At 66.3% G+C, this 25,462-nt stretch carries 24 protein-coding genes and 1 pseudogene; 9 read left to right on the forward strand and 16 right to left on the reverse strand.

Going from position 1 to position 25,462, the window contains the following annotated elements; genetic code table 11:
* Nucleotides 1-594: pseudogene (locus MBTS_RS15770) on the forward strand (DNA polymerase III subunit gamma/tau); the annotation flags it as partial.
* Between the two features lie 60 nt (nt 595-654).
* Complete coding sequence (locus MBTS_RS15775; protein WP_056148237.1) at nt 655-975, forward strand: YbaB/EbfC family nucleoid-associated protein; 321 nt, start codon at nt 655-657, stop codon at nt 973-975.
* Nucleotides 976-1,039: 64 nt separating this feature from the next.
* Here MBTS_RS15775 and MBTS_RS15780 read toward each other — a convergent pair whose 3' ends face one another.
* Nucleotides 1,040-2,656, reverse strand: a complete 1,617-nt coding sequence (locus MBTS_RS15780) for a phosphoenolpyruvate carboxykinase (RefSeq protein WP_147832494.1) — start codon at nt 2,654-2,656, stop codon at nt 1,040-1,042.
* 336 nt (nt 2,657-2,992) lie between these two features.
* On the opposite strand from MBTS_RS15780, the gene recR reads away from it, so the two are divergent.
* From recR to MBTS_RS15805, 5 genes are all read left to right on the forward strand, one after another.
* Nucleotides 2,993-3,598 (forward strand): recombination mediator RecR, encoded by a 606-nt coding sequence (gene recR, locus MBTS_RS15785; RefSeq protein ID WP_147832495.1) that lies wholly within the window; start codon nt 2,993-2,995, stop codon nt 3,596-3,598.
* A 114-nt stretch (nt 3,599-3,712) separates the two neighbouring features.
* Entirely contained in the window at nt 3,713-4,231 is a 519-nt protein-coding gene (locus tag MBTS_RS15790; protein ID WP_056148231.1) for a peptide deformylase, read from the forward strand.
* A gap of 28 nt (nt 4,232-4,259) precedes the next feature.
* Complete coding sequence (fmt, locus tag MBTS_RS15795) at nt 4,260-5,189, forward strand: methionyl-tRNA formyltransferase (protein ID WP_147832496.1); 930 nt, start codon at nt 4,260-4,262, stop codon at nt 5,187-5,189.
* A gap of 25 nt (nt 5,190-5,214) precedes the next feature.
* Nucleotides 5,215-5,985 (forward strand): tRNA pseudouridine(38-40) synthase TruA, encoded by a 771-nt coding sequence (truA, locus tag MBTS_RS15800; RefSeq protein WP_056148226.1) that lies wholly within the window; start codon nt 5,215-5,217, stop codon nt 5,983-5,985.
* A gap of 250 nt (nt 5,986-6,235) precedes the next feature.
* Nucleotides 6,236-7,462: a hypothetical protein gene (locus tag MBTS_RS15805; protein WP_192215995.1), complete on the forward strand. Its 1,227-nt coding sequence runs from the start codon at nt 6,236-6,238 to the stop codon at nt 7,460-7,462.
* A 45-nt stretch (nt 7,463-7,507) separates the two neighbouring features.
* Here MBTS_RS15805 and dapE read toward each other — a convergent pair whose 3' ends face one another.
* Nucleotides 7,508-8,713 carry a succinyl-diaminopimelate desuccinylase gene (gene dapE, locus MBTS_RS15810; RefSeq protein WP_147832510.1) on the reverse strand — a complete coding sequence of 402 codons (1,206 nt, stop codon included), beginning with the start codon at nt 8,711-8,713 and terminating at the stop codon, nt 7,508-7,510.
* Nucleotides 8,714-8,825: 112 nt separating this feature from the next.
* Between dapE and MBTS_RS15815 the strand changes: the two genes are divergently transcribed.
* Entirely contained in the window at nt 8,826-9,602 is a 777-nt protein-coding gene (locus MBTS_RS15815) for a HesA/MoeB/ThiF family protein (protein WP_147832499.1), read from the forward strand.
* A gap of 3 nt (nt 9,603-9,605) precedes the next feature.
* Here MBTS_RS15815 and MBTS_RS15820 read toward each other — a convergent pair whose 3' ends face one another.
* From MBTS_RS15820 to MBTS_RS15875, 12 genes are all read right to left on the reverse strand, one after another.
* The gene (locus tag MBTS_RS15820; protein ID WP_147832500.1) at nt 9,606-9,809 is read right to left on the reverse strand and encodes a hypothetical protein; all 204 of its coding nucleotides are present in this window, start codon (nt 9,807-9,809) and stop codon (nt 9,606-9,608) included.
* A gap of 63 nt (nt 9,810-9,872) precedes the next feature.
* A complete protein-coding gene (locus MBTS_RS15825) occupies nt 9,873-10,904 on the reverse strand; it encodes a formate dehydrogenase subunit gamma (RefSeq protein WP_147832501.1) in 1,032 nt (343 codons plus the stop codon).
* Nucleotides 10,905-10,951: 47 nt separating this feature from the next.
* Nucleotides 10,952-11,548: a formate dehydrogenase FDH3 subunit beta gene (gene fdh3B, locus MBTS_RS15830; RefSeq protein WP_018044800.1), complete on the reverse strand. Its 597-nt coding sequence runs from the start codon at nt 11,546-11,548 to the stop codon at nt 10,952-10,954.
* Between the two features lie 12 nt (nt 11,549-11,560).
* A complete protein-coding gene (locus tag MBTS_RS15835) occupies nt 11,561-14,503 on the reverse strand; it encodes a formate dehydrogenase subunit alpha (RefSeq protein WP_147832502.1) in 2,943 nt (980 codons plus the stop codon).
* A 7-nt stretch (nt 14,504-14,510) separates the two neighbouring features.
* A complete protein-coding gene (locus MBTS_RS15840) occupies nt 14,511-14,735 on the reverse strand; it encodes a hypothetical protein (protein WP_018044802.1) in 225 nt (74 codons plus the stop codon).
* Between the two features lie 43 nt (nt 14,736-14,778).
* Entirely contained in the window at nt 14,779-15,426 is a 648-nt protein-coding gene (locus MBTS_RS15845) for a TorD/DmsD family molecular chaperone (protein ID WP_238254219.1), read from the reverse strand.
* 95 nt (nt 15,427-15,521) lie between these two features.
* A complete protein-coding gene (locus tag MBTS_RS15850) occupies nt 15,522-16,184 on the reverse strand; it encodes a DUF3306 domain-containing protein (RefSeq protein WP_147832503.1) in 663 nt (220 codons plus the stop codon).
* Nucleotides 16,181-16,723, reverse strand: coding sequence for a DUF3305 domain-containing protein (locus MBTS_RS15855; RefSeq protein ID WP_056148202.1), 543 nt, complete (start codon nt 16,721-16,723; stop codon nt 16,181-16,183). The genes MBTS_RS15850 and MBTS_RS15855 overlap by 4 nt, the downstream gene beginning before the upstream one ends.
* Nucleotides 16,720-17,730: a DUF6352 family protein gene (locus MBTS_RS15860; RefSeq protein WP_147832504.1), complete on the reverse strand. Its 1,011-nt coding sequence runs from the start codon at nt 17,728-17,730 to the stop codon at nt 16,720-16,722. The genes MBTS_RS15855 and MBTS_RS15860 overlap by 4 nt, the downstream gene beginning before the upstream one ends.
* A complete protein-coding gene (locus MBTS_RS15865; RefSeq protein ID WP_056148196.1) occupies nt 17,727-18,305 on the reverse strand; it encodes a DUF6505 family protein in 579 nt (192 codons plus the stop codon). The genes MBTS_RS15860 and MBTS_RS15865 overlap by 4 nt, the downstream gene beginning before the upstream one ends.
* A gap of 132 nt (nt 18,306-18,437) precedes the next feature.
* The gene (locus tag MBTS_RS15870; protein ID WP_147832506.1) at nt 18,438-19,724 is read right to left on the reverse strand and encodes an OprO/OprP family phosphate-selective porin; all 1,287 of its coding nucleotides are present in this window, start codon (nt 19,722-19,724) and stop codon (nt 18,438-18,440) included.
* Nucleotides 19,721-20,458 carry a biotin/lipoate--protein ligase family protein gene (locus MBTS_RS15875; protein WP_056148190.1) on the reverse strand — a complete coding sequence of 246 codons (738 nt, stop codon included), beginning with the start codon at nt 20,456-20,458 and terminating at the stop codon, nt 19,721-19,723. The genes MBTS_RS15870 and MBTS_RS15875 overlap by 4 nt, the downstream gene beginning before the upstream one ends.
* A gap of 128 nt (nt 20,459-20,586) precedes the next feature.
* On the opposite strand from MBTS_RS15875, the gene MBTS_RS15880 reads away from it, so the two are divergent.
* The gene (locus MBTS_RS15880) at nt 20,587-22,629 is read left to right on the forward strand and encodes a 4Fe-4S dicluster domain-containing protein (protein ID WP_192215996.1); all 2,043 of its coding nucleotides are present in this window, start codon (nt 20,587-20,589) and stop codon (nt 22,627-22,629) included.
* 279 nt (nt 22,630-22,908) lie between these two features.
* Here the strand turns inward: MBTS_RS15880 and MBTS_RS15885 are convergent, their stop codons facing one another.
* Both MBTS_RS15885 and MBTS_RS15890 read right to left on the reverse strand, forming a co-directional pair.
* Nucleotides 22,909-24,198: a c-type cytochrome gene (locus MBTS_RS15885; protein WP_192215998.1), complete on the reverse strand. Its 1,290-nt coding sequence runs from the start codon at nt 24,196-24,198 to the stop codon at nt 22,909-22,911.
* A gap of 243 nt (nt 24,199-24,441) precedes the next feature.
* On the reverse strand, nt 24,442-25,374 hold the full coding sequence (locus MBTS_RS15890) for an IS110 family RNA-guided transposase (RefSeq protein WP_192215997.1): 933 nt from the start codon (nt 25,372-25,374) through the stop codon (nt 24,442-24,444).
* Nucleotides 25,375-25,462 lie beyond the last annotated feature (88 nt).

The raw sequence follows: 25,462 nt of genomic DNA on the forward strand, positions 1-25,462 counted from the left end.
GCTCCCAGCAGTGCCCTGTCTCCTCCCCAGCCCTCGACCCCGGCATCGGTGGAGCCGCCGCCGCGACCGGCCCTGACCCTGGCCGCCAGCGGAGGCGTGCGGGCGGCCCTCGTACCGTCGCCCGTTCCGCAAGTTCCCGCCGTCTCGGCCGGTCCGCGTCTCGCGCGGTTCGAGGATGTCGTGGCGATGGCCGACGAGCGACGCGATATCGGCCTCAAGATGGCCCTCGAACGGGAGGTCCATCTCGTCCGTTTCGAGGAGGGCCGGATCGAATTCCGTCTCGCCGATGGAGGTCGGCAGAGTCTCGCCAACGATCTCGCCCGGTCCCTGGACGCCTGGACGGGGCAGCGCTGGATCGTCGCCCTCTCGAAGGAGGTGGGCGAGCCGACCCTCGCCTACAAGGCCCGCGCCGCTCTCGAATCACGCCATGAGAATGCCGCCGCCCACCCCCTGGTGCGGGAGGTTCTGGCACGCTTTCCGGGCGCTCAGATCGTCGATGTTCGGGACAAGGCCCCTCCCGTCGAGATCGCCGAAAGCGTCGACCTCGCCGGTCCGGAAATCTCAGCCGGCGACGAACCGGACGACGAAGCGTAGCGTTCCTTCAGGCGCCACCCCAGATCACGTTCCCCGCAACTCTTTCGGACATCTCACGCCATGCGCGACCTCATGGGAATCATGAAGCAGGCCCAGGCCATGCAGGAGAAGATGGCGAGCCTTCAAAATGAGCTCGACCTTGTCGAGGTGAAGGGCGCCTCCGGCGGCGGGGCCGTTACGGTGACGATGACGGCGAAAGGGCTCGTCAAGGGCGTCACTCTCGACCCGAGCCTGTTGATTCCCGACGAGCGCGAAATCCTCGAAGATTTGATTGTGGCCGCGGTCAACGATGCGCGCGGCAAGGCCGAAGGCGTTGCGGCCGAGCGCATGGCCGAGTTGACCAAGGGGCTACCGATCCCGCCCGGTATGAAGCTTTTCTGAAGCTTCCTTCGGCCTAGAAAGTCCCCGATCCGGGCTCGCGCCGGGATCGGGCGATGATCTGCCGTCAGGCGGCGATGACCTGCACGGGCTCGGCGGCACGCACGTCTGCATCAACGTGGTCTTCGAAGCGCTTGAAGTTGTCCTTGAACATCGTCACCAACCGTGTCGCCGTGTCGGCGAAAGCGACCTTGTTGACCCAGGTCTTCACCGGCTGAAGGATATGCGGCTCGACTCCCGGAACGAAAGCCGGGACGGCGAAGCCGAAATACGGATCGCGGCGGAACTCCGCCTTCGACAGCGATCCATCCAACGCGGCCGCGAGCAGTCGCCGTGTCACCCGGATCGGCATGCGACGTCCGGTGCCTACGCCGCCACCGGTCCAGCCAGTGTTCACGAGCCAGCAATCGACGTCGTGATGGGCGATGAGGTCGCGCAGCAGGTTGCCGTAGACGCTCGGATGGCGCGGCATGAACGGTGCGCCGAAGCAGGTCGAAAACGTAGCTTCCGGCGCGGTCAGGCCGCGCTCCGTGCCGGCGACCTTAGCGGTGTAACCGGAGAGGAAATGGTACATCGCCTCAGCGCCCGTCAGCTTGGCGATGGGCGGCATCACCCCGAAGGCATCGCAGGTGAGCATGACGATGTTCTTCGGGTGCGCGGCCCGGCCCGTCGCGCTGGCATTGGCGATGAAGTCGAGCGGGTAGGCGCAGCGGGTGTTCTCGGTGAGCGACGCATCGTCGAAATCGGGGCGCCGCGACAGCGGGTCGATCACCACGTTCTCCATCACCGTGCCGAAGCGTTCGGTGGTGGCGTAGATCTCCGGCTCGGCATTGCGCGAGAGACGAATGGTCTTGGCGTAGCAGCCGCCCTCGAAATTGAAGATGCCGTCCTTGCTCCAGCCATGCTCGTCGTCGCCGAGGAGCTGCCGGGAGGAATCGTTGGAAAGCGTGGTCTTGCCGGTGCCCGAGAGGCCGAAGAACAGGGCTGAGTCGCCCTCGGCATCCAGGGCTGCGTTGGCCGAACAATGCATCGGCATCACGCCCGCGCCGGGTAGGACGTAGTTCAGATAGGTGAAGACCGACTTCTTCATCTCACCGGCATAGGCGCTACCGCCGATGAGGACGATCTTCCGGGTGAAGTCGATGGCGATGATGGTCTTCGAGCGGCAACCATGGCGATGCGGCTCGGCCTGAAAGCTCGGCAGGTCGATAATCGTCAGATCGGGAACGTAGTCGGCGAGCGACGACCGCTCGGGCCGAATCAGCAAGTTGCGGATGAAGAGCGAATGCCAAGCGAGTTCGGTGTAGACCCGCGCCTGGACACGGTGGGCCGGATCGGCACCGCCATAAAGGTCCTGGGCGAAGAGCTCGCGCCCGTCGGCATGGCTCAGGAAGTCCTGGTACAGCGTCTCGAACTGCTCGGGCGTGATCGCGCCGTTGTTCTCCCACCAGATCTCGTCCTCGGTGCCGGCGTCGCGGACGATGAACTTGTCCTTGGGCGAACGTCCGGTATGGCTCCCCGTCGTCGCCACCAGGGCGCCGCCATGGGCGAGCTGCGATTCACCCCGACTCAGGGATTCCTCATAAAGGCGTGGGGCTTCGAGGTTCCAATGAACCGCCTTGAGATTGCGCAGGCCGATTTTCTCGGGTCCATGGCTGGCGTTGAAGTCGCCGAAATATGTCACGTCCGCTACTCCTCGAACACCTGATCGCTTTGAGGTCTGGCTTGGCCGGAAGCTCCCATTCGTCTTCCGAACTGTCCGATGGAGTGTCCGCGCGGTCGTTCAGGTCCGCCGCGCGCAGGTTCGCCACTCTATCGATCTGACCTGCTTAGTCCGCGAAGGGCACCGGTCAATTGAGCCGGCATTCGTTTCAACGACGAACGAAGGGATCTGTAAGAGAAACAAAGGGGTATCCGGAGCGGCGTCGCAACGCATGCGGCCGCGTCAAATCCCGACTACAAGGCGATCAGATCCGAACCCATTCAACGAGTACGGCCTCGGCCGTTTGACGGAACACGCATGGCCCAAGCCGTTGCCGGCCCCGAAATCGAGCGCCTGATCCAGCTCCTCGCCCGCTTGCCGGGGCTCGGCCCGCGCTCGGCCCGGCGTGCGGCGCTGCACCTCATCAAGAAGCGCGAAGCTCTGCTCGCTCCACTGGCGGACGCGATGAAGGTGGCCTCCGAGCGCATCGTCGTGTGCCGGGAATGTGGCAACGTCGATACGAGCGACCCGTGCACCATCTGCCGGGACGCATCGCGCGATCCCTCCATCCTGGTGGTGGTCGAGGATGTCTCCGACCTCTGGGCCCTGGAGCGATCCGGCGCGGTGACGGCGCGCTATCACGTCCTCGGCGGCGTGCTCTCTGCCCTCGACGGCGTTCGGCCGGAGCATCTCAATCTCGCGAGCCTCGTGGACCGGGCCGGCAACGGCGAGGTCCGGGAGATCATCCTGGCGCTGAACGCCACGGTCGATGGCCAGACCACCGCGCATTACGTCACCGAATCCCTGGCGCATCACGGTCTGAAAGTGACCCGCCTCGCCCATGGCGTGCCGGTGGGGGGAGAGCTCGACTATCTCGACGAGGGCACACTCTCGGCGGCCATCCGAAGCCGGACGGCCTTCTGAATTGTTTTCCCATCGATTTGACCGGCCATCCGCCAAACCGTATCTGCGGGTCCGGCACGGCGGACCCGAGAGACGGGGAGCCGGACCCTTCTCATCGACAGATCCGGCCGAGTCATGACCATCCGCCCCCTCGTCATCCTGCCAGACGCCCGCCTGCGTCAGGTGTCGACCCCCGTCGGTGCCATCGACGACGAGATCCGCACCCTCGCCGCCGACATGCTGGAGACGATGTACGATGCCCCGGGCGTCGGCCTCGCCGCCATCCAGGTCGGCGTGACCAAGCGTGTCGTCACGATCGACACCTCTAAGGACGAGAACGCGCGGCAGCCGCAGATCTTCATTGACCCGGAGATCGTCTGGGCTTCGGAGGAGAAGCGCGTCTACGACGAGGGCTGCCTGTCGATCCCCGAATATTACGGGGAAGTGGAACGGCCTGACCGCGTGCGCGTGCGCTTTCGCGACCTTTCCGGCGAAACCCGCGAGATCGAGGCGGACGGGCTCCTTGCCACCTGCATCCAGCACGAGATCGATCATCTCGACGGCGTGCTCTTCATCGATCACCTGTCGAAGCTGAAGCGCGACCGCGTCATCAAGAAGTTCGTTAAGGCGGCCAAGCGCGGCGAGGACGTCTGATCCCATCCTTCAGCAGAGAGCGCGCGCGATGAAGCTCGTCTTTATGGGGACGCCCGATTTCGCCGTGGCGACCCTGGCGCGCCTGGCGGAAGACGGTCACGACATCGCCGCGGTCTATACCCGCGCCCCGGCGCGGTCCGGGCGAGGCATGGCGTTACGACCGTCCCCCGTCCATGCGCTGGCGGACGGGCTCGGCCTGCCGGTTCACACCCCCGCCACCCTGAAGTCGCCGGACGCGCTCACGCTCTTCCGGTCACACGGATGCGATGTCGCCGTCGTGGTCGCCTATGGGATGCTGCTGCCGCAGGCGATCCTCGACGTGCCGCGCCACGGGTGCCTGAACCTTCACGCCTCCCTGCTGCCACGCTGGCGCGGGGCTGCACCGATCCAGCGCGCTATCATGGCGGGGGATACGGAGAGTGGCGTGGGCATCATGCGCATGGAGGGGGGCCTCGACACCGGCCCCGTAGCCCTGGAAGAGCGGGTCGCCATCGCCCCCGGTATGAGCGCGGGAGACCTGCACGATGCGCTGATGCCCATTGGCGCGGCGCTCATGAGCCGAGCCCTCCGCCAGCTGGAACACGAGCCCCTCCCCCTCACGCGCCAGTCCGAAGAGGGGCTCGTCTACGCGCGCAAGATCACTAACGAGGAGGCGCGCATCGACTGGTCCAAGCCGGCGCGCGAGGTGGCGAACCACATCAACGGGCTCTCGCCCTTCCCCGGCGCCTTCTTCGAGGCCGATCTCGGTAAGGGGCCGGAACGCGTGAAGGTGCTGCGCGCCATGCCAACGGAGGGACAGAGCGCGCCCGGCACTCTGCTCGATTCAGCGGGAACCATCGCCTGCGGCGGGGGCGCCGTGCGGCTCACCGAGTTGCGCCGAGCCGGCAGGGGCGGCATCGTCACGGGTGCGGACTTCGTGCGTGGTGCGCATCTCGCGCCGGGAACGCGCTTCCCGTGAAGTCAGAGACCGGGGGCCGTCGCTGATGCCCCGCTACAAACTCGTTATCGAGTATGACGGCGCTCCATTCTGCGGATGGCAGCGGCAGGCCGAAGACGTAACCGTTCAGGGCGCCATCGAGGATGCCGTTAAACGCTTCACGGGGGAGGATCTGCGCCTGACCTGCGCCGGTCGGACGGATGCCGGCGTACACGCCATCCATCAAGTCGCTCATCTCGACCTGAGCAAGGACTGGCGCACGGATACGGTGCGCGACGCCCTGAACGCCCATCTCCGACCGCTTCCGGTCGCCATCGTCAGCGCCGAGCGAGTCGGAGCGGGTTTCGATGCGCGGCACTCCGCGATCCGCCGGCATTACCGCTATCGCATCTTCAACCGGCGCAGCCCGCCTGCCCTGACACGCGACCATGTCTGGCACGTGCCGTGGCCGCTCGATGCCGAGGTGATGCACAGGGCCGCGCAAGGTCTCCTCGGTCGCCACGACTTCACCGCCTTTCGTGCCGCCGAATGTCAGGCGAACAGCCCGATCCGCACCCTCGAACAGCTCGACGTAGCTACGGTGACGATGGGCCTGTTCGAGGAGATCGTGATCTCGACCTCGGCGCGCTCGTTCCTGCACCATCAGGTCCGCGCCATGGTCGGAACGCTTATGATGGCCGGCTGCGGCCGTTTCGGCATCGCCGAGGTCGCCGACATCCTGGCGAGCCGCGACCGCGCCCGCTGCGGCCCCATGGCGCCCGCCAAGGGACTGACCTTCGTGGGGGTGGATTACGGGCCTGACCGGGAATCTACTTAGGAAGCAATTTCAGATTGTATTATGCGATCAGAAAGGCATCTTCGGGCAACCTCGACGATTTTCGACATCGTGAGGCCTGGAGCCTTCGCCTGTGGAAACGCCATTCCAGATCATCCTCGTTCTCGCGACCGCCTTCGCAGTCAACTCACCCCTGATTTTCGTCGCCATACGAGAGGCGATCAAACTTCAGAGGCAGGAGATCATCACGGATCTCGCCACGGTCTTCGACAAGACCGATCAGCCGGGTCCGATGCTGATCCCGTCATTCGAATTCGTGAAGTACAAGTATTTCGTCGGTGCGAGGCGCAGCAGCGACCCGATGGCTGGGACCACCGAAAGCGATAGAACCAACGCGATCGCGCGGGAGGCGCATCGCAAGCGCGAGGACTTTTCGACACTCTCCTGGCTCATCGGCTGCGCGCCCTTCAGCGCATGCGCGGCGATCGGCATGTTATACGGATTGTCGCTGCTCCTCTGGATGTTCGCCGGACAACCGGGGCATCCGTCCGGTTTCCGCTGGCCGGGCGTGACCTATCCGACGCCTGGAAGTCTCGGGCTGGTTTGGCTTCTCGGGATCTGCGCGGCATTCGCGGGCAGTTACGTGACGGCGCTGCGCAATTTCTACCGCGCGATCAAGAATTTCGACATGAGCCCCGGGACGATCGTGGGTGAAACCATAAGGATGCTGGTTAGTATCGTTCTCGGCCCGATCCTCGTCATATCGTTGCTCTGGATCGGGACGGGTCTGGTCTCCGCCCTGGTGACGGTCGATCCCAGCGCGACCGCGCCGGCCACCATCGCCGTGGTGGTCGCAGCCTGTTTCGTCGCCGGCATCATGCCCGATGTCGTCCTGCGCAGCATCGTGCAACGGGACCAGTTGAAAAAATTCAAGCGCGAGGAAGAGGAGGTTTTCCGCGCCTTCAAGATCACGCCGGTCGAGATCATCGACGGAATCGACAGCGATATTCGCGTCAGGCTCGACGACCATCACATCCATTCGACCCAGAATCTCGCGGCGGCCAACCCGCTGATGCTGTTCGTCGAGACCCCATACGGAGTTTATCAGATCATGGATTGGGTGGCGCAGGCGCAACTCTGCTGTTCGGTCGGCCGAGACCGCATCATCCGCCTCTGGCCCCTCGGCGTACGAACCCTCTTCGACCTCGAACGTCTGGCCGCCGCGAGCGACGAGATGCACGAGGCCCTGCTTCTGGAAGTCGGTCGCATCATCCTCGGGGAAGCACTCGTTCCGCTGAGCGTGAAGGATCCCAAGGCCGCAGCAGGTCTGACGCGAGCCAGTATCGAGTTGCGCCTCGACGATCCGCACGTCCAGCGCCTACGGCAGATCTACATTGCGGTCGGGGACCGGCTCGGCACGCGAAGCCGTCGCTTCCAAACGCGCCGTCACCCGTTCCATTGCCACTATCGCTTCCGCGGCGCGTGGATTCGACGGACAATGACGCGAAAAGCGGCATGACGCCTGCCGAGGTTTCGGGAGTTGAAACTTCGTGCCTGCCGCCGGTCAGACCTCGCCTTTCTCGGAAGCGACCGCGAAATAGGCCAACAGTACCCGCCCATAGATCGCGGTCAGCCGATCCAGATCGGCGACAGCCACGCATTCGTTAGTCTGGTGCATGGTCTCGCCCACGAGGCCGAACTCGATCACCGGGCAGGCATCCTTGATGAAACGGGCGTCCGACGTGCCCCCGGTGGTGGACAGGATGGGACGAAGCCCGGTCTCGGTCTCGATCGCCTCGACCACGAGGTCGGTGAAGGAGTCCGGCTTGGTGAGGAAGGCCGGAGAGTTCGAGGGCTGCAGGTCAAGGGTGAACCGAACGGCGTTGCCGGCGGCCGCCTCCAGCCGCCGACGGATCTCGGCCCCCAGGGTCTCCGCCGTCCAGCCCTCGTTGAAGCGAATGTTGAACGTGGCGCGCGCATCGGCCGGGATGACGTTGGTGGCCGGGTTGCCGACGTCGATGGTGGTGAATTCGAGGTTCGACGCATCGAAATGCGCGGTGCCGCCATCGAGCGGCTCGGCGAGAAGGGCGGAGGCGAGGCGCAGCAGGCCGGGGATGGGATTCTCCGCCTTATGGGGATAGGCCACGTGGCCCTGACGGCCATGGACGACGAGCTTGCCGTTGAGAGACCCGCGCCGACCGATCTTGATCATCTCGCCGAGGCGCGCCGGGTTGGTGGGCTCGCCGAGAAGGCAATGGTCGAAACGCTCGCCCCGCGCCTTCGCCCATTCGAGGAGCTTCACCGTGCCGTTGATCGCCGGCCCCTCCTCGTCGCCAGTGATGAGGAACCCGATTGAGCCGTTGAACGCCCCTCCCCGCTCGGCGACGAAAGCGAGCGCCGCCGAGAGCATGCAGGCGATGCCGCCCTTCATGTCGACCGCGCCGCGGCCGTAGAGCAGGCCGTCCGATACCGCGCCGTCGAATGGCCCATGGCGCCACGCTTCGAGGGTGCCAGGCGGGACGACGTCGGTATGGCCAGCGAAAAGGAGATAGGGACTGCCTGTCCCGATGCGCGCGTAGAGATTGTCGATGTCGGGCGTTCCGGGCTCCGAGAAGCGCGGCCGCGCGACGGTGAAACCCGCCTCCTCCAGGACGCCACCGAGCCATTGCAGGGCACCGCCCTCCTCCGGCGTCACCGACGGACAACGGATGAGGGCCTGGGCGAGCGCCAGCGGCGAGTGATCGGCGATAACGGGAGAGGACACGGGCATCGTCTCGTCGAGATGGGACATTCCGCCGTCGCGAATAAGCGGCACGGCATCGGGACGCAAATCTCGTCCCGATGCCCTTTCGGCGCCTCGCCGCAAGGGGTATTTCACCGGGATGGCCTTCTCCAGCGACGAAGTCGAACGCTACGCCCGCCACCTCGTCCTGCGCGAGGTCGGAGGACCCGGACAGGCGCGTTTACAGGCGGCGCGGGTGCTCGTCATCGGCGCCGGCGGGCTTGGCGCTCCACTGATCCAGTATCTGGCAGCGGCCGGCATCGGCACGATCGGCATCGTCGACGACGACACAGTATCACTCTCGAACCTGCAGCGGCAGGTCATTCACGGCACCCCCGATATCGGCCGCCCGAAAATCGACAGCGCCGCCGATGCCGTGGCACGCCTAAATCCGCATGTGCGGATCGAACCGCACTGCGTGCGGATCGACGCGGACAATGCCGTCGCGTTGATCGACCGATACGATATCGTCGCCGATGGGTCGGACAATTTCGCGACCCGCTATGCTGTCTCCGATGCCTGTTTCCACGCCAAGCGTCCGCTCGTCACGGCCGCACTTGGGCAGTTCGACGGCACCCTGACGACGATCCGCGCCCATGAAACCGCGCCGGATGGCCGCCCAAACCCGACCTATCGTTGCCTGTTCCCAAGCCCGCCACCGCCCGGCAGCGTCCCCGCCTGCGCGGAAGCCGGCGTCCTCGGCGCGCTGGCCGGGGTAATGGGCTCGCTGATGGCGATGGAAGTGATCCGCGCGGTCGCGGATTTCGGCGAGCCACTGGTGGGGCGCCTGCTGATGGTCGATGCCCGCTCCATGCGCTTCGAGACGCTCGGCTATGGCTGGGACGAGAGCAATTCCTTGAACGGATCGGCGACGTAAGGTTCAGGATTTCGAGGGCTTCTCCGGATCGGGCGTGACGCCGTTCCAATGCGGCCCGACGAGATTACTGTGACCCGCCGGGTCGGAAACCCGCGTGCCGGAGGTCGTGAACGCCTGGTAAGCGAAGCGCTGCTGCTGGTTGAGGAGCATGGCGGCCAGCGTGCCGATGGCGACAGCGACGACGAGGGCGATGATGAAGGCTTTCATGGACGTTGTCCGATCCTCGACATGCCGGCGCCGATCGCCGAACGTCTGTGGTTGTCCGGTTGGTTACTCGGCAGGCACCTGATGGCGCCCGAGCTGCGGGCCGCTCGCGGTCTTGGCCTGCTCTTCCTCGACCCAGAGATCATGGTGGACTTTGGCCCAGCCGAGATCGACCTTGCCACTGCCCATGGCGTCGTAAGCACCCTCCATGCCGAGGGTACCGATGTAGATATGGGCGAGGATGCCGGCGATGAAGGCGATGCCGATGAGAGCGTGAATCACCTGCATCAGCTGCATTCCGGTGATGTCGGTGAGGGCGAAGGGGAAGATCATCATCAGGCCGGTGACGCTCATGGCCGAGCCGAAGCCGATCACCATCCAGAACACCATCTTCTGGCCTGCGTTGAAGCGGCCGGCGCTGGGATGCTTGTCGCCGACGAAACCGCCGAAGGCCTTGATCCAGTCGATGTCGATCTTGTTCGGGATGTTGTCCTTCAGCCAGAGCACCAGCATCAGCGCAACACCGATCATGAACGGCCACGCGAGGTAGATGTGGCTGAACTTGGCGTATTGCGCCACCACGCCGAACGCATCCGCGCCGATGAGTGGCATCAGTAGGCGCTTGCCGAAGATGTAGTTCAGGCCGGACAGGGCCAGGATGATGAAGCAGCTCGACGTCATCCAATGCGCGAAGCGCTCGAACCCGTTGAAGCGCAGGATCTTGCGGCCGGTATCGGGCCCGCGCTCCATCAAGATACGACCCCGAAAGTAGTAGAACAGGCCGAGAAGCGCGACGGCGCCGAGCACCGCCAGGGCACTGAGCCAGGGCAGCCAACGTTCCCGGAAATCGCGATAGTCGCGGCCGGCGGGCTGAATCAGATGCGCCGCCTTGCCATCGGGGATGCTGATGCGGCCGGTGATCTTCGGGTCCTGCTTGAACAGGAACTCCTCGTTGACGGATTCCGCTGTCGGGTTCTGCCCGGTCGGGTTCATTCCGTCGCGCGTCTGCTGCGCGAAGGAGGTCGACGAGGCCCCGACAGCCGCCGTGAGGATGGTCGCTGCGACCAGCGTCCTGAAAGTCGTCAGTGTCCGCCGCATCGGCGTTTCCTTCCTGAAGTCTCGACCCCGGCAGTCCAGTTCGCCGCCTAGATGGCGACGGTTTCGCGATAGGCGGTCTTCCAGCCCCAGGCGCCGGAGCCGTAGCCGCGCTTGATGACGCGCTGCTTGTAGATCTGAGCGATCATCTCACCGTCGCCCGCCAGCAACGCCTTGGTGGAGCACATCTCGGCGCAGAGCGGCAGCTTGCCTTCGGCGAGACGGTTCGAACCGTATTTCTCGTATTCGATGGTCGAGAAATCAGATTCGGGGCCACCCGCGCAGTAGGTGCACTTGTCCATCTTGCCGCGCGAGCCGAAATTGCCGACCTTCGGATATTGCGGCGCGCCGAAGGGACAGGCGTAGAAGCAGTAGCCGCAGCCGATGCAGATGTCCTTGGAATGCAACACCACCGCGTCGGCCGTGGTGTAGAAGCAGTTCACCGGGCACACCGCCGCGCAGGGCGCGTCGGTGCAGTGCATGCAGGCCATGGAAACCGAGCGCTCGCCAGGCTTGCCGTCATTGAGCGTGACGACGCGCCGGCGGTTGATGCCCCACGGCACCTCGTGTTCGTTCTTGCAGGCGGTGACGCAGGCGTTGCACTCGATGCAGCGGTCCGCGTCGCAGAGGAATTTCATGCGAGCCATGGCGATTGTTCCTCAAACGGCCCGGATCTGACACAGGGTGCACTTCGTCTCCTGCATGCCCGTCACAGGATCGAAGCCGTAGGTGGTCGTATTGTTTGAGCTCTCGCCCAGTACGACGGGGTCGGTGCCGTGCGGATAGAATTTCCGCATATCGTCCCCCTGGTACCAGCCTGAGAAGTGGAACGGCATGAAGGCGACGCCCTTGCCGACCCGGTCCGTCACCAGCGCCTTCACCTTGGCCTTTGCATTGTTCTCAGGGCCGGATACCCAGACGAACTGCCCGTCCTTGATGCCGCGATCGGCGGCGTCGCCCGTGTTGATCTCGACGAACATGTCCTGCTGCAGCTCGGCGAGCCACGGGTTCGACCGCGTTTCCTCGCCGCCGCCCTCGTATTCCACGAGACGGCCGGACGTAAGGATGATCGGGAAATCCTTGGCGATGCCGCGATCCACCGCCGCCTTCTGCACCGAGAAGCCGATGTTGGGCATGCGCAACTGACGCTCGTCGGGGCGCGTCGGGTATTTCGCCACGAGGTCGGGACGCGGCGTGTAGATCGGCTCGCGGTGCACCGGAACCGGGTCGGGCAGGTTCCAGGCATTCGCCCGGGCCTTGCCGTTGCCGTAGGGCGTGACGCCGCGGTCGAGGCAGACGCGCTGGATGCCGCCCGACAGGTCGGTCGCCCAGCTCACCGCATCAATATTGGCCCCACCGATCTTGGTGATGCTCGCCATCTCGTCGGCCGTAAGGTCCTTGTCCCAGCCCAGCTTCTTGAAAACCGCCATGGTGAATTCGGGGTAGCCGTCGGTCAGTTCCGAACCCTTGGCGAAGGAATCCTCGGCGAGCAGGGTGACGCCGTTGCGCTCGGTGCCGAACCGCGCGCGGAACGTCCCGCCGCCCTCCTTGATGTGGAGGTTGGTGTTGTAAAGGATGTGCGTTCCCGGGTGCTTGAGCTCGGGCTTGCCCCAGCATGGCCAGGGCAGGCCATAGTAATCGCCGCCTACTTCAGGGTCGTCCTTGGGCGCCCGCAGCGTCACCAGATCGAACTTCACCTGATTGCGCATATGCGCCTTCAGGCGCTCCGGGCTCTGGCCGCAATAGCCCGTCGACCAGCCGCCGCGGTTGATTTCCCGGAGGATGTCCTCGGCCTCGGGGACACCGTTCACGACCTTGATGTTCTTGAACATCTTGTCGGCAAGGCCGAGCTTGGCGGCGAGGCGGTAGACCACCTCGTAATCGTTCTTCGACTCGAAGGCCGGTTTCACGATCTGCTCACCCCATTGCAGCGAACGGTTCGAGGCCGTGCGGCTTCCGTCCATCTCCAGGGAGGTGCAGATTGGCAGGAGATAGGTGTTGTCGCGTCGTGCATCGAGAGCGGCGAAGGTGGTGGGGTGCGGGTCGGCGACCACGAGCAGGTCGAGCTTGGCCAGCCCCTTCACCGCCTCGGGCAGCCGGGTGACGGTGTTGCCGCCATGCCCGAACACCATCATCGCCTTGATGCCCGTGCGCTGGTCGACCTGCTCCTCTGGAAGGTTCACGCCATCGAACCACCGCGTCGAGGTGATGCCTGGCGATTCCATGCTCTCCTTGCGCGTGCGGGCCTTGCGGCCGGCCTTGGCCGGCACCTCGTCGAAGCGCGACTGCAGCCAGTCGTACTCCACGTCCCATACGCGAGCCCAATGCTTCCAGGCCCCTTCGACGAGGCCGTAATAGAGCGGCAACGACGTCACATCGAGGCCCATATCGGTGGCCCCCTGCACGTTGGTATGGCCGCGGAAGATGTTGGCGCCCGTGCCCGGCTTGCCGACATTGCCGGTGGCCAGACACAGGATGCAGAGCGCGCGAACGTTGGCGGTGCCCACGGTGTGCTGCGTCGCCCCCATGCACCAGATCAGGGTCGCGGGCTTCTCCTTGGCGAAGGTCTCGGCCACGCGCCGCAATTGCTCGCCGGGCACGCCCGAAACGCGCTCGACCTCCTCCGGGTTCCACTTGGCGACTTCCTTGCGGACGTCGTCCATGGCGTAGACGCGCTGGCTGATGAACTCCTTGTCCTCCCAGCCATTCTGGAAAATGTGCCAGAGAATGCCCCAGACCACCGGGATATCGGTGCCGGAGCGGATTCGGACATATTCCGTCGCGTGGGCCGCCGTCCGCGTGAAGCGCGGATCGATGACGATCATGTTCGCGCGGTTGATCTCCTTGCCGGAGAGCAGATGCTGGAGGGAGACCGGATGCGCCTCGGCAGGATTGCCGCCGAGAATGATCATGGTCTTGGCATTGCGGATGTCGTTGTAGGAATTAGTCTGTGCGCCGTAGCCCCAGGTGTTGGCGACGCCGGCCACCGTGGTGGAATGACAGATGCGCGCCTGATGATCGACCGAGTTGGTGCCCCAGAAGGCGCCGAACTTGCGGAAGATGTAGGCTGCCTCGTTGGTGAACTTGGCCGAGCCGAGCCAGTATACGGAATCCGGGCCGTACTTGTCGCGAAGGCCGGTAATCTTGTCGCCGATCTCGTCGATCGCCTGGTCCCATGAGATGCGGGTCCATTGCCCGTCGACCATCTTCATCGGGTATTTCAGGCGGCGGTCGCTGGAGACGAGTTCGCGGATCGCCGCGCCCTTGGCGCAATGCGTACCCCGGTTGATTGGGCTACTGAAGGACGGCTCCTGGCCGACCCAAACGCCGTTCACGACCTCGGCCGTCACCGTGCAGCCCACCGAGCAGTGGGTGCAGATGTTCTTCTTGATCGTCACGTCGGGACCGATCGCGGACGACCCCGCCGCCTGCGCCTTACGTACGGAGCCGAGTTGAATCGAGCCGGCGGCCGCGAGCCCTCCGGCGACGAGGCCGGAATTGCGCAGGAAGGCGCGACGGTCGATGGCCCTTGGCGTGTCGCCGATGGCCACGGCCGGATGGAAGGTGCGGCCCGGGCCGCCGGTCTTGCGCTTGATCAGCATGGCGCCCTCAATTCTTCTTCAGGGTCTCGTAGCCGTTGGTCCGGTAGAACGCTTTCACGTGGTCAGACTCGCGGTAGCGGGCCTTCGTCTCATCCTCGCCGGGATCGTAGGCCTGCGCGGGCGTCGCGATCATCGGCTGGGCCGTGATCGCAGCGGCGGCCGCCACCGATCCGCCGCCAAGGGCGCGGAAGAAATGGCGCCGTCCCATCTCGTCCTTTCGATCGTCCCGCATGCTCGTCACTCCTGAATGCGACCGATGTCTCATGGTCCCCGCCTCACGCGTCGAGCGCGTAGGCCTGGGCCTCGATGTCGATGAATGTCCGGCCGAGGTCGCCCGCGGCGCGGTAGAAAGACGAACGGGGATTTGCGGCCACATCGTCGAACAAACGCCCGACCCAGGGCTTTAGATGCCGCTCGAAAAAGATGCGGTCCTCGCCGAGGTCGGTCTCGAACCGGCCGGAGACGAGACCCGCCATAGTCTCGAGAAGCATCGCCACATGGTCTTCCGGCTCGCTCATGCCGCCGGTGGCCTCGATGCCGAGCCGGGCTAGATCCTGCCGGATTCGGGCAAGCGGGCGCTCGTTGAGAAAGCCGGTGAGGTAGTAGGAGGCGTGCGGCACGACCTCGCCGCGCCCAACGCCCACGAACAGATCGAAATACTCCCGCCCGACCTTCGCGAGGTCCGCGCCGGCCGCTTCGCCCGCCAGCGAAGAACACGCCTTGCCGAGGGGGCTACCGTCACCTGCCGAGGCCGCGAGAAGCGACAAAATATCGTCGGAGGGCGCTCGGCCGATGAGGGCTGCGAGAACATCGTAGAGATGGGCGCGCAGGAGATCGACGTCGTCGGCGACCGGCTGCGTCATGCCGGGCGCGCCGGAAGCGAGATTCGCCTCGTCCTCGCGCAACAACTCCACCGAACGCATACCATCCTTAAGCCGCGACCCGATCGCGGGCGAAGTGAATTCACTTTCTCCACAATAGCCCGGATTGGGACGTGCGCAACGTAGTTTTTAATCGCTCAAAGCGGGACGGCACGGCCATGTCGTCGCGGTTTCGGCATAGCCGCGTCCACGGGAGAAGGAATCGCCGGGGTAACGGCTAAGCTCGGCTGGTTTTGGGGCAACGCGACGAGCTGTTTTTCTGCACCGGCGGATTCAATTCCGTGGTCGCTTGTCGCGGCGACAGAGTCTTCTCCAGGCCGCTCCGCTTCGATCGGTTCGGCCTCGGCGGTCGTCGGCTCGGGCTCCGATTCTTCGACGGGAGTCCCATCGAAAATGTCCCGCAGCATGGCCTTGATGTCATCTGTGGGCAAAAGCGGGCCGTTTCCCGGCACACCGCCCACCGCATTCCAGTCATAGGCGTATTCCCGTGCCTCGCTGACATAGTCGCGGATGTTGGTGTCGACGGACCACATCCGTCGCAGTGCCGCTTTGCGCATCACCATCGGCACGCCCGCCCGGAGGAACTGGGTCAGGTCGGTCTCAGCCGTCAGACTATCCAGGGAGGGCAGCTTGGCGAGTTCCTCGGGCGGCAGGGTTACGCCTTCGGCAAGCTCCTCCGGGCGGGATGCCCGCTCGCTTCCGTTCTCCTCGCTCACGGCCAAATCGCGCGCGGGCGCAGTTTTCCGGACGACGGCGCGCTTGCGCTTCGACCAGCGGGAAAGGAAATCGCCGCCGCTCATCCCTCGTCCCCCCGCCTGCGCGTACCGGTGCCCTGTCGGGCCAGGGCCTCCGGATCGGCCCTGTCGCGCTTGCGCTTGTGGAAGACCTGTTCGACGTGGAAGGCCTCGAAGAAGGCCAGGACCTTGGCCTGGACCTCCAGCGGCATGGGCACAGCCTCGACCACTTCGCCGATGCCCTCAGCCATGGATTCGCCCTCGTAGGGATCGGCCGTCACGTTCGCGACCTCGTAGTTTCCCTCCGCGACCTGTCGCAGGGCGACCCAGAGCGAGGGCCGGCCCGAGACCAGGTTGTCGCGGTAATGCGACGTCTCGGCGGGATGGAGCGAGACCTCATAGGCGCCGGCGTAGAAGGTTTCTTCCTCGGGCGTCGCCGAGAGCAGGGTCCAGGGCGAAGCGGCCGGGATGTCGGGAAGGGCCGAGACCGGCAGCCAGGCATGACTCGCCCAGCGGCTCTTCAAGGCCCGCTTGGCGACGATGATGCCGACCTCGAATCGGTCGTCGGGCGGTGTCGCGGCTTGGGTCGTGTTCTGTTCGGTCATGCGGCCTCCGCACCGTCGATGATCGGCAATCCCGCCACGAGGTTTTGAGGTTTGAGAAAGAGGCGCTTGTCGGGGTCCATGGCCATCAGGAGATAGACCGGCCGGCCAGCCGCGCGCGGGTCGATCCGCCGGTCATCGGCGAAGGTGAGGCGGAACAGGGCCAGGATGCGCATGCGGCTCGCCTCGTCCAGAGTCTCGCCGTTCCAGAGGGCGTTGCCGATCCGGGTCGCCTGTGCGTCGAGCCCGACGAACCAGCGCCAGTCCGGATCGTCCATGGACGCGATCGGCTCCACCTTCGCCTCCAGGTGCAATAGGTGGCGGATCCAGGCCTCGATGGCGCGGGCGAGTCCGTCGCGGCTCTTCGGGTTGCTTCCGAGGTTGAGCGCCATGGTGAACGCGTCGGAGCGGCTCCAATAGGTCCAGGCGGTCTCGTCCGTGAGCACGTCGAGTTCGTTCGCGGCTTCCTTGCCGAGCATGGCGACGAGGGGCGATTGCGCAGCCCCGATCTCCCGCGCCTCGATCACTTCGGCATCGGCCAGCAAGGCAGCGCCGTCGACGAAGGAGACGCGCTGCGGCCGGAAGAAAAGCTCGCCGGCTCGAAGGGTGTAGGGGTCGTCGCAGCCGTCGAGGGCGTTGCGCAGGATGAGATGCGCCAGCTGGTTGAGGAAGATCGGCGGCGTGCCGTTCAGGCCACCGCGAACGAGGTCGAGATAGGCCGCCTCCACGGAGCGCGCGGCCGTCAGCCGATCGCGGAAGGCGAGCATCATGGTCCAGTTCTCCCGCGCATCGGCATCCGCCATCGCGGCGATCTCACCGGGGGAGACCGGCCGGCGCGGTGACGTCACGAGACTGCGGTGGAGCGCCCGCTCTGCCATGCAGGCCTCCTCGGGCGGCACCAGTTCGGGCCGGGCCAGATAGGCGAGGATCAAGTCGTCGGTCACGGCGAGGCCGCCCCCCTCCGTGCGGCCGGCGAGATGGTGGCCGCTGGAGACCCAGAACTCGGTCATCGTCCTTCGCCTTTCGATCCTGGTGTGGTCGCCATGCCGATGAGGTCCGCCCGCTCCTCGGGTTCGTCGTCGGTCTCCACGAAGGTGAAGGCCCGCGCATGAGCGTGAAGCTTGTCGGCTCCGGCAACACCGGGCCCGCGCTGGTGCAGGGTGCGGAACGCCTCCCGGATCTCGCCGTCCTCGAAGGTTCTGTGCAGGGCGATCACGCTGCCGATGGCGGGCTGGCACAGGGAGCCGGCGAACTCGATCTCCTCCGCCGCCGCGACGCGGGCCACGTCGAGGCTCGGCGCGCCGAGGCGCTCGCAGAGATGACGCGCCAAATCCTCCACGGCCGCGTCCCGCTCGGTCGGAGTCGCCTCGCTCACCACGACGAGGGTGGAGAATCCCAGGGAAGTCACGCCGAGGAATCCCGAGCGGAACGCCGTCCGCTCCTTGCCCTCGAGCAACGGGACATTGGCATCCCAGAACAGGAATGACCCGGCCACCGCCCATTCGCCGGGCTCGGCGGCCTGAGCGAACACGAAGGTATCCGACGGGTCGAGGCGGATGGTCCGTGGGAGTTTGAGACTGCTCATCGACAATTCCGAGGCCCATCCTGTCGCCGCTCCTCGAACTCGCGTTCCGGATGACGGCGATGATCGTGGCGTTCAAGGCCGGTATCTGGTGCGGGGCGTCCGCAATTGCTCGCGGACAAGGTCGGCACGGGTTCACCAGTACAGTTGGAACCGGCCGATGAACGTATCGGCATCAATGGTCCGCCCATTCTGGAGCGCGGAGGGGGACGTGTGCGACCGGACGTAATCGGCCATGATGCGGATGTTGGTGTCGGGATACCACGATAGTCCCACCGTGCCGTCCCGCTCGATGCCGCCGCGTATGCCGCCGTCGTCGAGATCGATGGCCGAGAACCGCAGTCCGAGCTCGAACACGCCGAAGCCGCCGCGGGTGATGCGCTGGGCCTCGGCGACCTTGACGCCGCCGAAGACCGCGTAGCTCGTCCCGTTGAAGTCGGGAGCCATGCGATAGGCCCGGTTGTCGCCGTTCAGCACCCAGCTCGCCTGAACGTATCCTCCCTGGAACTTCAGTGGCTTAGCGCCGTCGAAGCGGCCGATCTCGGTCCGTGTGTATTCCGCGCTCACCAGCAGCGGACCGGAGCGGTAGGCTAGCTCGGCGCCGAGGCGGGCGATGCTGGCGGCATCGCGGATGTCGCCGGTATCGACGAAGCGTCTGGTATAGAGGAACGCCTCCGACCGGCTGGACAGGGAGAGCGGGCTCTCGTCGCGGGGCAGGTCGCGGTAGCTGCCGGCGAGACCGACATGCAGGGTCCGGTGGTCGTCGTTGATCGGCGCATAGGTGACGCGGCTGGTCGAGGCGATACCTTCGGTGCCGATGCCGGTATTGGCGTTGCCGCCGAAAACTCCGGTGACGACGCTCCAGTCCTTGCCATGTCGTCCGACGGCGAAACCGAAGTTTCTGGCCGGCACGAAAGCGTCGGACAAGGCCCGCTCGGTGAAGAGGACATTGTTGTTGGAGGCAAGTTGATCGAGACCGAACGGTTCTTTCTCATTGCCGATACTGAAGAGCATGTCCGGCACGCCGCGATAGACCAGGACAGCATCGTTGATCGGCGTCACCGGATCGGCGAAATCGTATTGGAAGCCGAGGCCGACATCCTTGCCGAGGCTCAAAGTCGCCTCGATCCACGAACGGCGCACGGCGATGGTGTCGCTGAAGGGATCACCGAAGCCCGATTGGCGGATGCCCGCCACACCGAAATCGAGGTGAAGACGGCCGCCGATGCGTAACGCCATGGAATCGTTTGGAAATGTCAGGGTGATGCCCTTGTCGTCGATGGTCAGCCGCTCGCCATAGGGGCCGGGTATGCCCTTGGCCTCGATGGCCGGCCCTCTCGGGGCATCCTCGGCCCGAAGCCCGCCCGGCGGGACCAGGAAGGCCGCGAGCACGGCGAGGAGGATCTTCGACGATGCGCTCACAGGAGCGGCTCACCGGTGAGTGGATTGCGCCACGCGACCCCCGTTAGGACCGCCACGAGAGGGTGCCTTCGACCGCCATCGGCGAGGACTTCGCCGTTCGCGTCGATCCGCTCGATCCGAGCCGACGGACCGCCATCGGCGAGGCGCCGGAGGTAGCGCCGTTCGACGGCTTCGAACCCGTCCTCGTCCCAGACGGCGAAGGTTTTCATGAGATGACGGGCGAAACTTTCGACGATGGCCCCGTTCCCGTCCTCGACGGCGAAGCCCTCGTTTTCGAGAGAGGTCGAATCCGGCGTCAGGCCGGGATCGCCGGCCTGCGCCTTCGAGGCGATGATCGTGGCGGAGAAGACGAGCCAGTCAGGCACCTCTCCCTCGCCACAGGTGGGCGGCCATCCGAGACGCCCGCCGCCGAGGCGCGCGCCATCGAAGCGGAGAGTGTCGGGCCAGTCGAACGTCACCGGGATCTCGGGCGGCCCATGGGCGCCGATGGCCTCGGCAAGCGCCACCATGCCGGCGAAGAAGGCGCGGCGCGCCGTGGCGAGGGGCTCGTCCGGCTCCAGGATCACGGCGAAATCGAGCACCTCGGCGCTGCGTCGCCAGACGAGGCGCCCGGTGGCGTCACCCGATGCGGCCGCATCGAGGGCTTCGTCGAACGCGCTCCCCGGCCCGTCCATGACGACGAAGGAGAAGACGGGCGGCAGGATCAGGTCCGGGTCGTCGGGGCTCGGCGCCATGCGTTTCGGTTCTACCTGCGCCCGTATGTCGGGTCCTAGTTTCGAGCCGTTATAGTATACGATGCACCAACCTGAGCGCGAGTGGGCTGGTCCCCTCGCCGCTGTGACCAAACGTTCGGGGTAAATCATTGTCCGACCGGATCGTATTCGCGTGCTCCTGCGATGAGACCGTCGCCCTCGACGCAGCGGCGATCGGCAAGGCGTGCGGCGGCCGCCTGGAGACCGCCGATCAACTGTGCGGGCGGGAGATCGCCCGGTTCGAGGACGCCCTGGCGCAGGGCTCGCCCGTCACCGTCTCGTGCACGCTCCAGGCTCCGCTCTTCACCGACATCGCCGCCGGGTCCGGGGCGGAATCCCGCGTGACCTATGCCAACATCCGCGAGACTGCGGGCTGGTCGACGGAGGCCGACGCGGCCGGACCGAAGATCGCCGCCCTCCTCGCCGCCGGAGCGGAGGTCCCCCCGGCGCCGGGCACCGTCGCGATGGTCAGCCAGGGCGTCGCCCTCATCTATGGCAGCGACGAGCTCGCCATCGAGGCCGGACGCCGCCTCGCCGATCATCTCGACGTGACGGTGCTGCTCAGCCGCCCCCGCGACGTGCCGGTGCCGCGCCGCCACGAATTTCCCGTGCTGCAGGGCAGCGTCGTGTCGGCGAGCGGCCATCTCGGGGCGTTCTCCCTGCGCATCGACGATTACGCGGTGCCGAGCCCGTCATCCCGCCAGTCCCTCTCCTTCGGCCCGGCGCGCAACGGCGCCACCTCCACCTGCGACGTGGTCCTCGACCTGACGGGCGGCACGCCGTTGTTTCCCACACATGACCTGCGCAGCGGCTATGTCCGCGCCGATCCCCGCGACCCGGCCGCCGTGGAGCGGGCGATCTTCACGATCTCCCATCTCGTCGGCGAGTTCGAGAAGGCGCGCTTCGTCGATTTCCAGGCCGATCTCTGCGCCCATTCGCGGTCGCGCATCACCGGCTGCACCCGCTGCCTCGAAGTCTGCCCGACCGGCGCCATCGCGCCCGCCGGCGATCATGTGGCCATCGATCCTTACATCTGCGCCGGCTGCGGCTCCTGTGCCTCGGTGTGTCCCACGGGTGCGGCCGCCTACGCACTGCCTGCCGCCGACGCGCTGATGCGGCGGCTGCGCACCCTGATGCGCGCGTACCACGAGGCCGGGGGACGGAATGGAATCGTCCTCTTCCACGATGAGGAGCATGGCGAGCCCCTCATCGAGGCGCTGGCCCGCTACGGCGACGGTCTGCCGGCCAACGTGCTGCCGGTCGCCGTCAACGAGGTCACGCAGCTGGGCCCGGAGGCCGCCGCCGCGCTTCTCGCCTACGGCGCCGTGGGTATCCGCCTCCTCGTCCGCGACCGTCCCAAGCACGACATCGCGCCCCTGCGCAGGATGGCGCTCCTCGCCGACACGCTCGCCGGGGCACTGGGCTACGGTGCCGCCGACGGGACGCCCGTGGTCTCCCTGATCGAGACCGACGATCCGGATCGGCTCGGTGCCGCGCTGTCGCCCGGCAGCGTCGGCACGGCCGCGCCGGTTCCCGCCGCCTTCATGCCGGTCGGCCCCAAGCGCAACGTGCTGCAATTCGCCTTCCGCGAGATGCATGTGGCCGCCCCGGCCCCCGTGGCAATGGTCCCGTTGGAGGCCGGATCGCCCTTCGGCGGCCTCGACTTCCGCAGCGAGGATTGCACCCTGTGCCTCGCCTGCGTCGGCACCTGCCCGACCCACGCCCTCAGCGACAGCCAGGACCGGCCGCTGCTGGCCTTCGAGGAAAGCCTCTGCGTGCAATGCGGGCTCTGCGCCGCCACCTGCCCGGAGAATGTCATTACCCTGACGCCGCAGGTCGATTTCGCCGCCTGGAGCCAGCCGCGCCGCATCGTCAAGGAGGAGGAGCCGTTCGATTGCGTCTCCTGCGGCAAACCCTTCGGCACGCGCAGCAGCATCGAGCGGGTCATCGAGAAGCTTCAGGGCCGCCACTGGATGTTCAAGGGCAGCGCCGGCGAGGCCAGGATCCGCACCCTGATGATGTGCGACACCTGCCGCGTCGAAGTCGTCGTCAACGAGGCCTTCGACCCGCACACGGCGCCCGAGCGCTCGAAGCCGCGAACCTCCGAGGATTATTTTCGCGCGCGGGAGACGGGCGGGAACGGCGGCGCTTAACACCCTGTCTGATCGGATCTCTCGGCGGATTCTCCTGCGAGAGTCGATCGTCCCATCCTGTCACCTCATCCTGAGGCGCCCGCGTCAGCGGGCCTCGAAGGATTACTCCAGTTCGCCCGGTGGATTCTGGAGCCCTCCTTCGAGGCCGCTACGCGGCACCTCAGGATGACGTAAGACATTGGACAAGCAACGCAAAATGATTTCGAGAGGCTTCCACTGCGCCGTCGCGTTCCGGGCGACGACCGGGAGTTTCGAGAGACGCAGCGAAACCTGGATGGATCACTGCGTCTTCGTCGCCTTTTCGAGAAACCGCACCAGGGCCTCGCGGTCGTCCGGGTCGTTGATCGTCTGTTCCGGCATCTTGGTGCCGGGGGTGTAGCGGGACGGGCCGACCTCGAAGAGCTTCGAGATGGTCCGCGCATCCCAGACGATGTCGAGGCTCTTCAGGGCCTGCGAGAAATTGTAGCCCTCGGCGGTGGCGATGCGGCGGCCGAACACGCCGCTCAGGGTGGGGCCGGCGCGGTGGCCCTCCTCCGGCGTCAGGGTGTGGCAAGCGACGCAGGCCCGGAACACCTCGGCCCCGTGATCGCCCTTGTAGGCGGCCAATGAATCCGCCGGCCGCGCCATCGACAGCGGCCCGATCGGCTCGCCGGTCCTGGCATCCCAGCGGCGCACCAGCAGATCGCCGCCTCCGGTCAGCAGCTCGGTTCCATCGGGCCGGAAGGCGAGAGACCAGACCGGAAGTCCGGGGCCGACGAGGCTGAACGCCACCTTGGCAGCGCTTTTGTCGATCAGGGCCACGGTGCCCGCCACCGTGGCGGCGGCCACCCGTCGCCCGTCCGGCGACACGGCGAGCCCGATGACGGGGTTGGTCGCGAGGTCCACCGACGCACGGATAGCCCCATCCTCGGACAGGAACCGCACCACGCTGTCCGCCCCGGCGGCGGCGATCTCGCCGTCCGGCGTCACGGCCAGGGCGTTGATCGGTGACGGCAGTTGAACGACGCGCGGCGGCTCGTCGGTCTCGGCGAGGGGCCAGACCCGAAGCGTGGCGTCGTAGCCTCCCGTCACGAGCCGGCCATCCGCCAGGAAGGCGACGGCGTTGACGTTGCCGGCATGGCCCCGCAGCACCCGCACCGGCCCACCGGCAAGGGGTCGTATCTGCGCGGTACCGTCCCAGGATGCGGAGGCGAGGCGCGTTCCGTCCGCCGAGACAGCGAGGGCCACGATGGGTCCGGAATGGTCGGCGAAGACCTCCACCGGCTCCGGGCGTCCGCCCTGCCAGATGGCGATGCGCCCGTCCTCGCTGGCCGTGACGAAGCGGCCCCCGTCGAGGGCGGCGACGGCATTCACCGCGCCATCGTGGAACCGCAGGATCGCCAGGGCCGACCCCTGGTCGATTCCCCACAGGATGGCCGATTGATCGAACCCGCCGGAGATCGCCATGCGTCCGTCCGCCGCGATGGCCAGAGCCCGCACCGGCCCGCCATGCCCGCGCAACTGGGCCGAGGCCGGAAGGGGGGCGAAGAGGATGAGGAACGCCGCGCAGATCGACCAGGCATGGCGGATCGCGGCCCGCGAGGATCGAAGTCGGACGGACAACACGGATGCCTGCGCCACGCCGTCGCTCTCCTACGAAGTGCCAAGAACGCTGAAAATCAGAGCCCGTTTGAATCGTTTATCCAAGGCTTTACCTCATCCTGAGGTGCCGCGGAGCGGCCTCGAAGGAGGGCTCCAGGGATCGCATCGGCTTCTAGAGGGCTCCTTCGAGGCCTCCGCTACGCTCCGGCACCTCAGCGACTGTGTCGGGTGTCAAGCGGTTTGCCATGGTTTTTGGTCCCTGAGCATGGCGTTGAGGATGGTGAGGAGCTTTCGGGCGACGGCGATGGCGGCGACCATTTTCGGCTTTCCGGCGGCGATGAGCCGCGCGCGGAATATCTTGAGCACGGGGTTGTGCCGGCCGGCGACGAGGGCCGCCAGGAACAGGGCGGACCGGACGGTCTTGCGGCCGCCGCCGATCATCGCCTTGCCGACCCATCGTCCCGACTGCCGGGTGTAGGGGGCCAGACCAGCCAGGCTGGCGATGCGCTTGGCGTCGAGGGTGCCGAGTTCCGGCATCTCGGCGATCAGGGTCCGGGCGGTGTTCACCCCGACGCCCGGCACGGAGGCGAGGAGATCCTCCTTGGCGCACCAGGCCGGAGAGCCGCGTACGCCGGTGTCGATCTCGGCATTGATCTCGGCGAGTTCCTTCTCGAGCGCCTTGATCAGCCGGGCGATGCTCTTGGCGATCCGCGGCACGGTGGTGCGGCGCTGCCGGTTCTTCTCCGACACGATCATCTCGACGATCTGGCGCCGCCGGGCCACGAGATCGGAGAGCATCTGCGTGGCCGCATCCGGCAGCGGGCGCAACTCCGGCCGCGTCGCCTCGACGAAGCGGGCGATCATCGCCGCGTCGATGGGATCGGTCTTGGCCCGCCGGCCGAGGGCCTGAGCGAAGTGGCGCACCTGGGCTGGGTTCACGATGACCAGGGGCAGGCCCGCCCCGGCCAGGGCGGCCGCCACCACCGTCTCGAAGCCACCGGTGGCCTCGACCGCCACCCGATGCGGCGACAGCGGCCCCAGCCGTGTCACCAGATCGGCCAGACCCGCCCCATCGCGATCCACCGCGAACGTCAGTCCGTCCGGCAGGACATGCACGTCCAGCCGGTCCTTGGAGACATCGATGCCCACCGTCACCATGCCCATCCCCCCTCGTCCTTGCGCAACCGAGCTCTTGCGGCCCAAGCGACTGTTCGAGGTCGAAGGATGGACGGAGGGGCGATCGCGCTGAGGT

It is taken from the genome of Methylobacterium bullatum (genome assembly GCF_014845095.1).
GTDB lineage: Bacteria > Pseudomonadota > Alphaproteobacteria > Rhizobiales > Beijerinckiaceae > Methylobacterium > Methylobacterium bullatum.

Bases quoted from the DNA above. Each gene is read 5' to 3' on its own strand.
- MBTS_RS15855 (WP_056148202.1), bottom strand. From the start codon at position 16,723: ATGACCGAACAGAACACGACCCAAGCCGCGACACCGCCCGACGACCGA.
- truA (WP_056148226.1), top strand. From the start codon at position 5,215: ATGCCCCGCTACAAACTCGTTATCGAGTATGACGGCGCTCCATTCTGC.
- MBTS_RS15845 (WP_238254219.1), bottom strand. From the start codon at position 15,426: ATGCGTTCGGTGGAGTTGTTGCGCGAGGACGAGGCGAATCTCGCTTCC.
- MBTS_RS15850 (WP_147832503.1), bottom strand. From the start codon at position 16,184: ATGAGCGGCGGCGATTTCCTTTCCCGCTGGTCGAAGCGCAAGCGCGCC.
- MBTS_RS15820 (WP_147832500.1), bottom strand. From the start codon at position 9,809: ATGAAAGCCTTCATCATCGCCCTCGTCGTCGCTGTCGCCATCGGCACG.
- MBTS_RS15860 (WP_147832504.1), bottom strand. From the start codon at position 17,730: ATGACCGAGTTCTGGGTCTCCAGCGGCCACCATCTCGCCGGCCGCACG.
- MBTS_RS15890 (WP_192215997.1), bottom strand. From the start codon at position 25,374: ATGGGCATGGTGACGGTGGGCATCGATGTCTCCAAGGACCGGCTGGAC.
- dapE (WP_147832510.1), bottom strand. From the start codon at position 8,713: ATGCCCGTGTCCTCTCCCGTTATCGCCGATCACTCGCCGCTGGCGCTC.
- fmt (WP_147832496.1), top strand. From the start codon at position 4,260: ATGAAGCTCGTCTTTATGGGGACGCCCGATTTCGCCGTGGCGACCCTG.
- MBTS_RS15875 (WP_056148190.1), bottom strand. From the start codon at position 20,458: ATGGCGCCGAGCCCCGACGACCCGGACCTGATCCTGCCGCCCGTCTTC.
- MBTS_RS15790 (WP_056148231.1), top strand. From the start codon at position 3,713: ATGACCATCCGCCCCCTCGTCATCCTGCCAGACGCCCGCCTGCGTCAG.
- MBTS_RS15805 (WP_192215995.1), top strand. From the start codon at position 6,236: ATGCTGATCCCGTCATTCGAATTCGTGAAGTACAAGTATTTCGTCGGT.
- MBTS_RS15835 (WP_147832502.1), bottom strand. From the start codon at position 14,503: ATGCTGATCAAGCGCAAGACCGGCGGCCCGGGCCGCACCTTCCATCCG.
- MBTS_RS15840 (WP_018044802.1), bottom strand. From the start codon at position 14,735: ATGCGGGACGATCGAAAGGACGAGATGGGACGGCGCCATTTCTTCCGC.
- recR (WP_147832495.1), top strand. From the start codon at position 2,993: ATGGCCCAAGCCGTTGCCGGCCCCGAAATCGAGCGCCTGATCCAGCTC.
- MBTS_RS15865 (WP_056148196.1), bottom strand. From the start codon at position 18,305: ATGAGCAGTCTCAAACTCCCACGGACCATCCGCCTCGACCCGTCGGAT.
- MBTS_RS15775 (WP_056148237.1), top strand. From the start codon at position 655: ATGCGCGACCTCATGGGAATCATGAAGCAGGCCCAGGCCATGCAGGAG.
- MBTS_RS15815 (WP_147832499.1), top strand. From the start codon at position 8,826: ATGGCCTTCTCCAGCGACGAAGTCGAACGCTACGCCCGCCACCTCGTC.
- fdh3B (WP_018044800.1), bottom strand. From the start codon at position 11,548: ATGGCTCGCATGAAATTCCTCTGCGACGCGGACCGCTGCATCGAGTGC.
- MBTS_RS15825 (WP_147832501.1), bottom strand. From the start codon at position 10,904: ATGCGGCGGACACTGACGACTTTCAGGACGCTGGTCGCAGCGACCATC.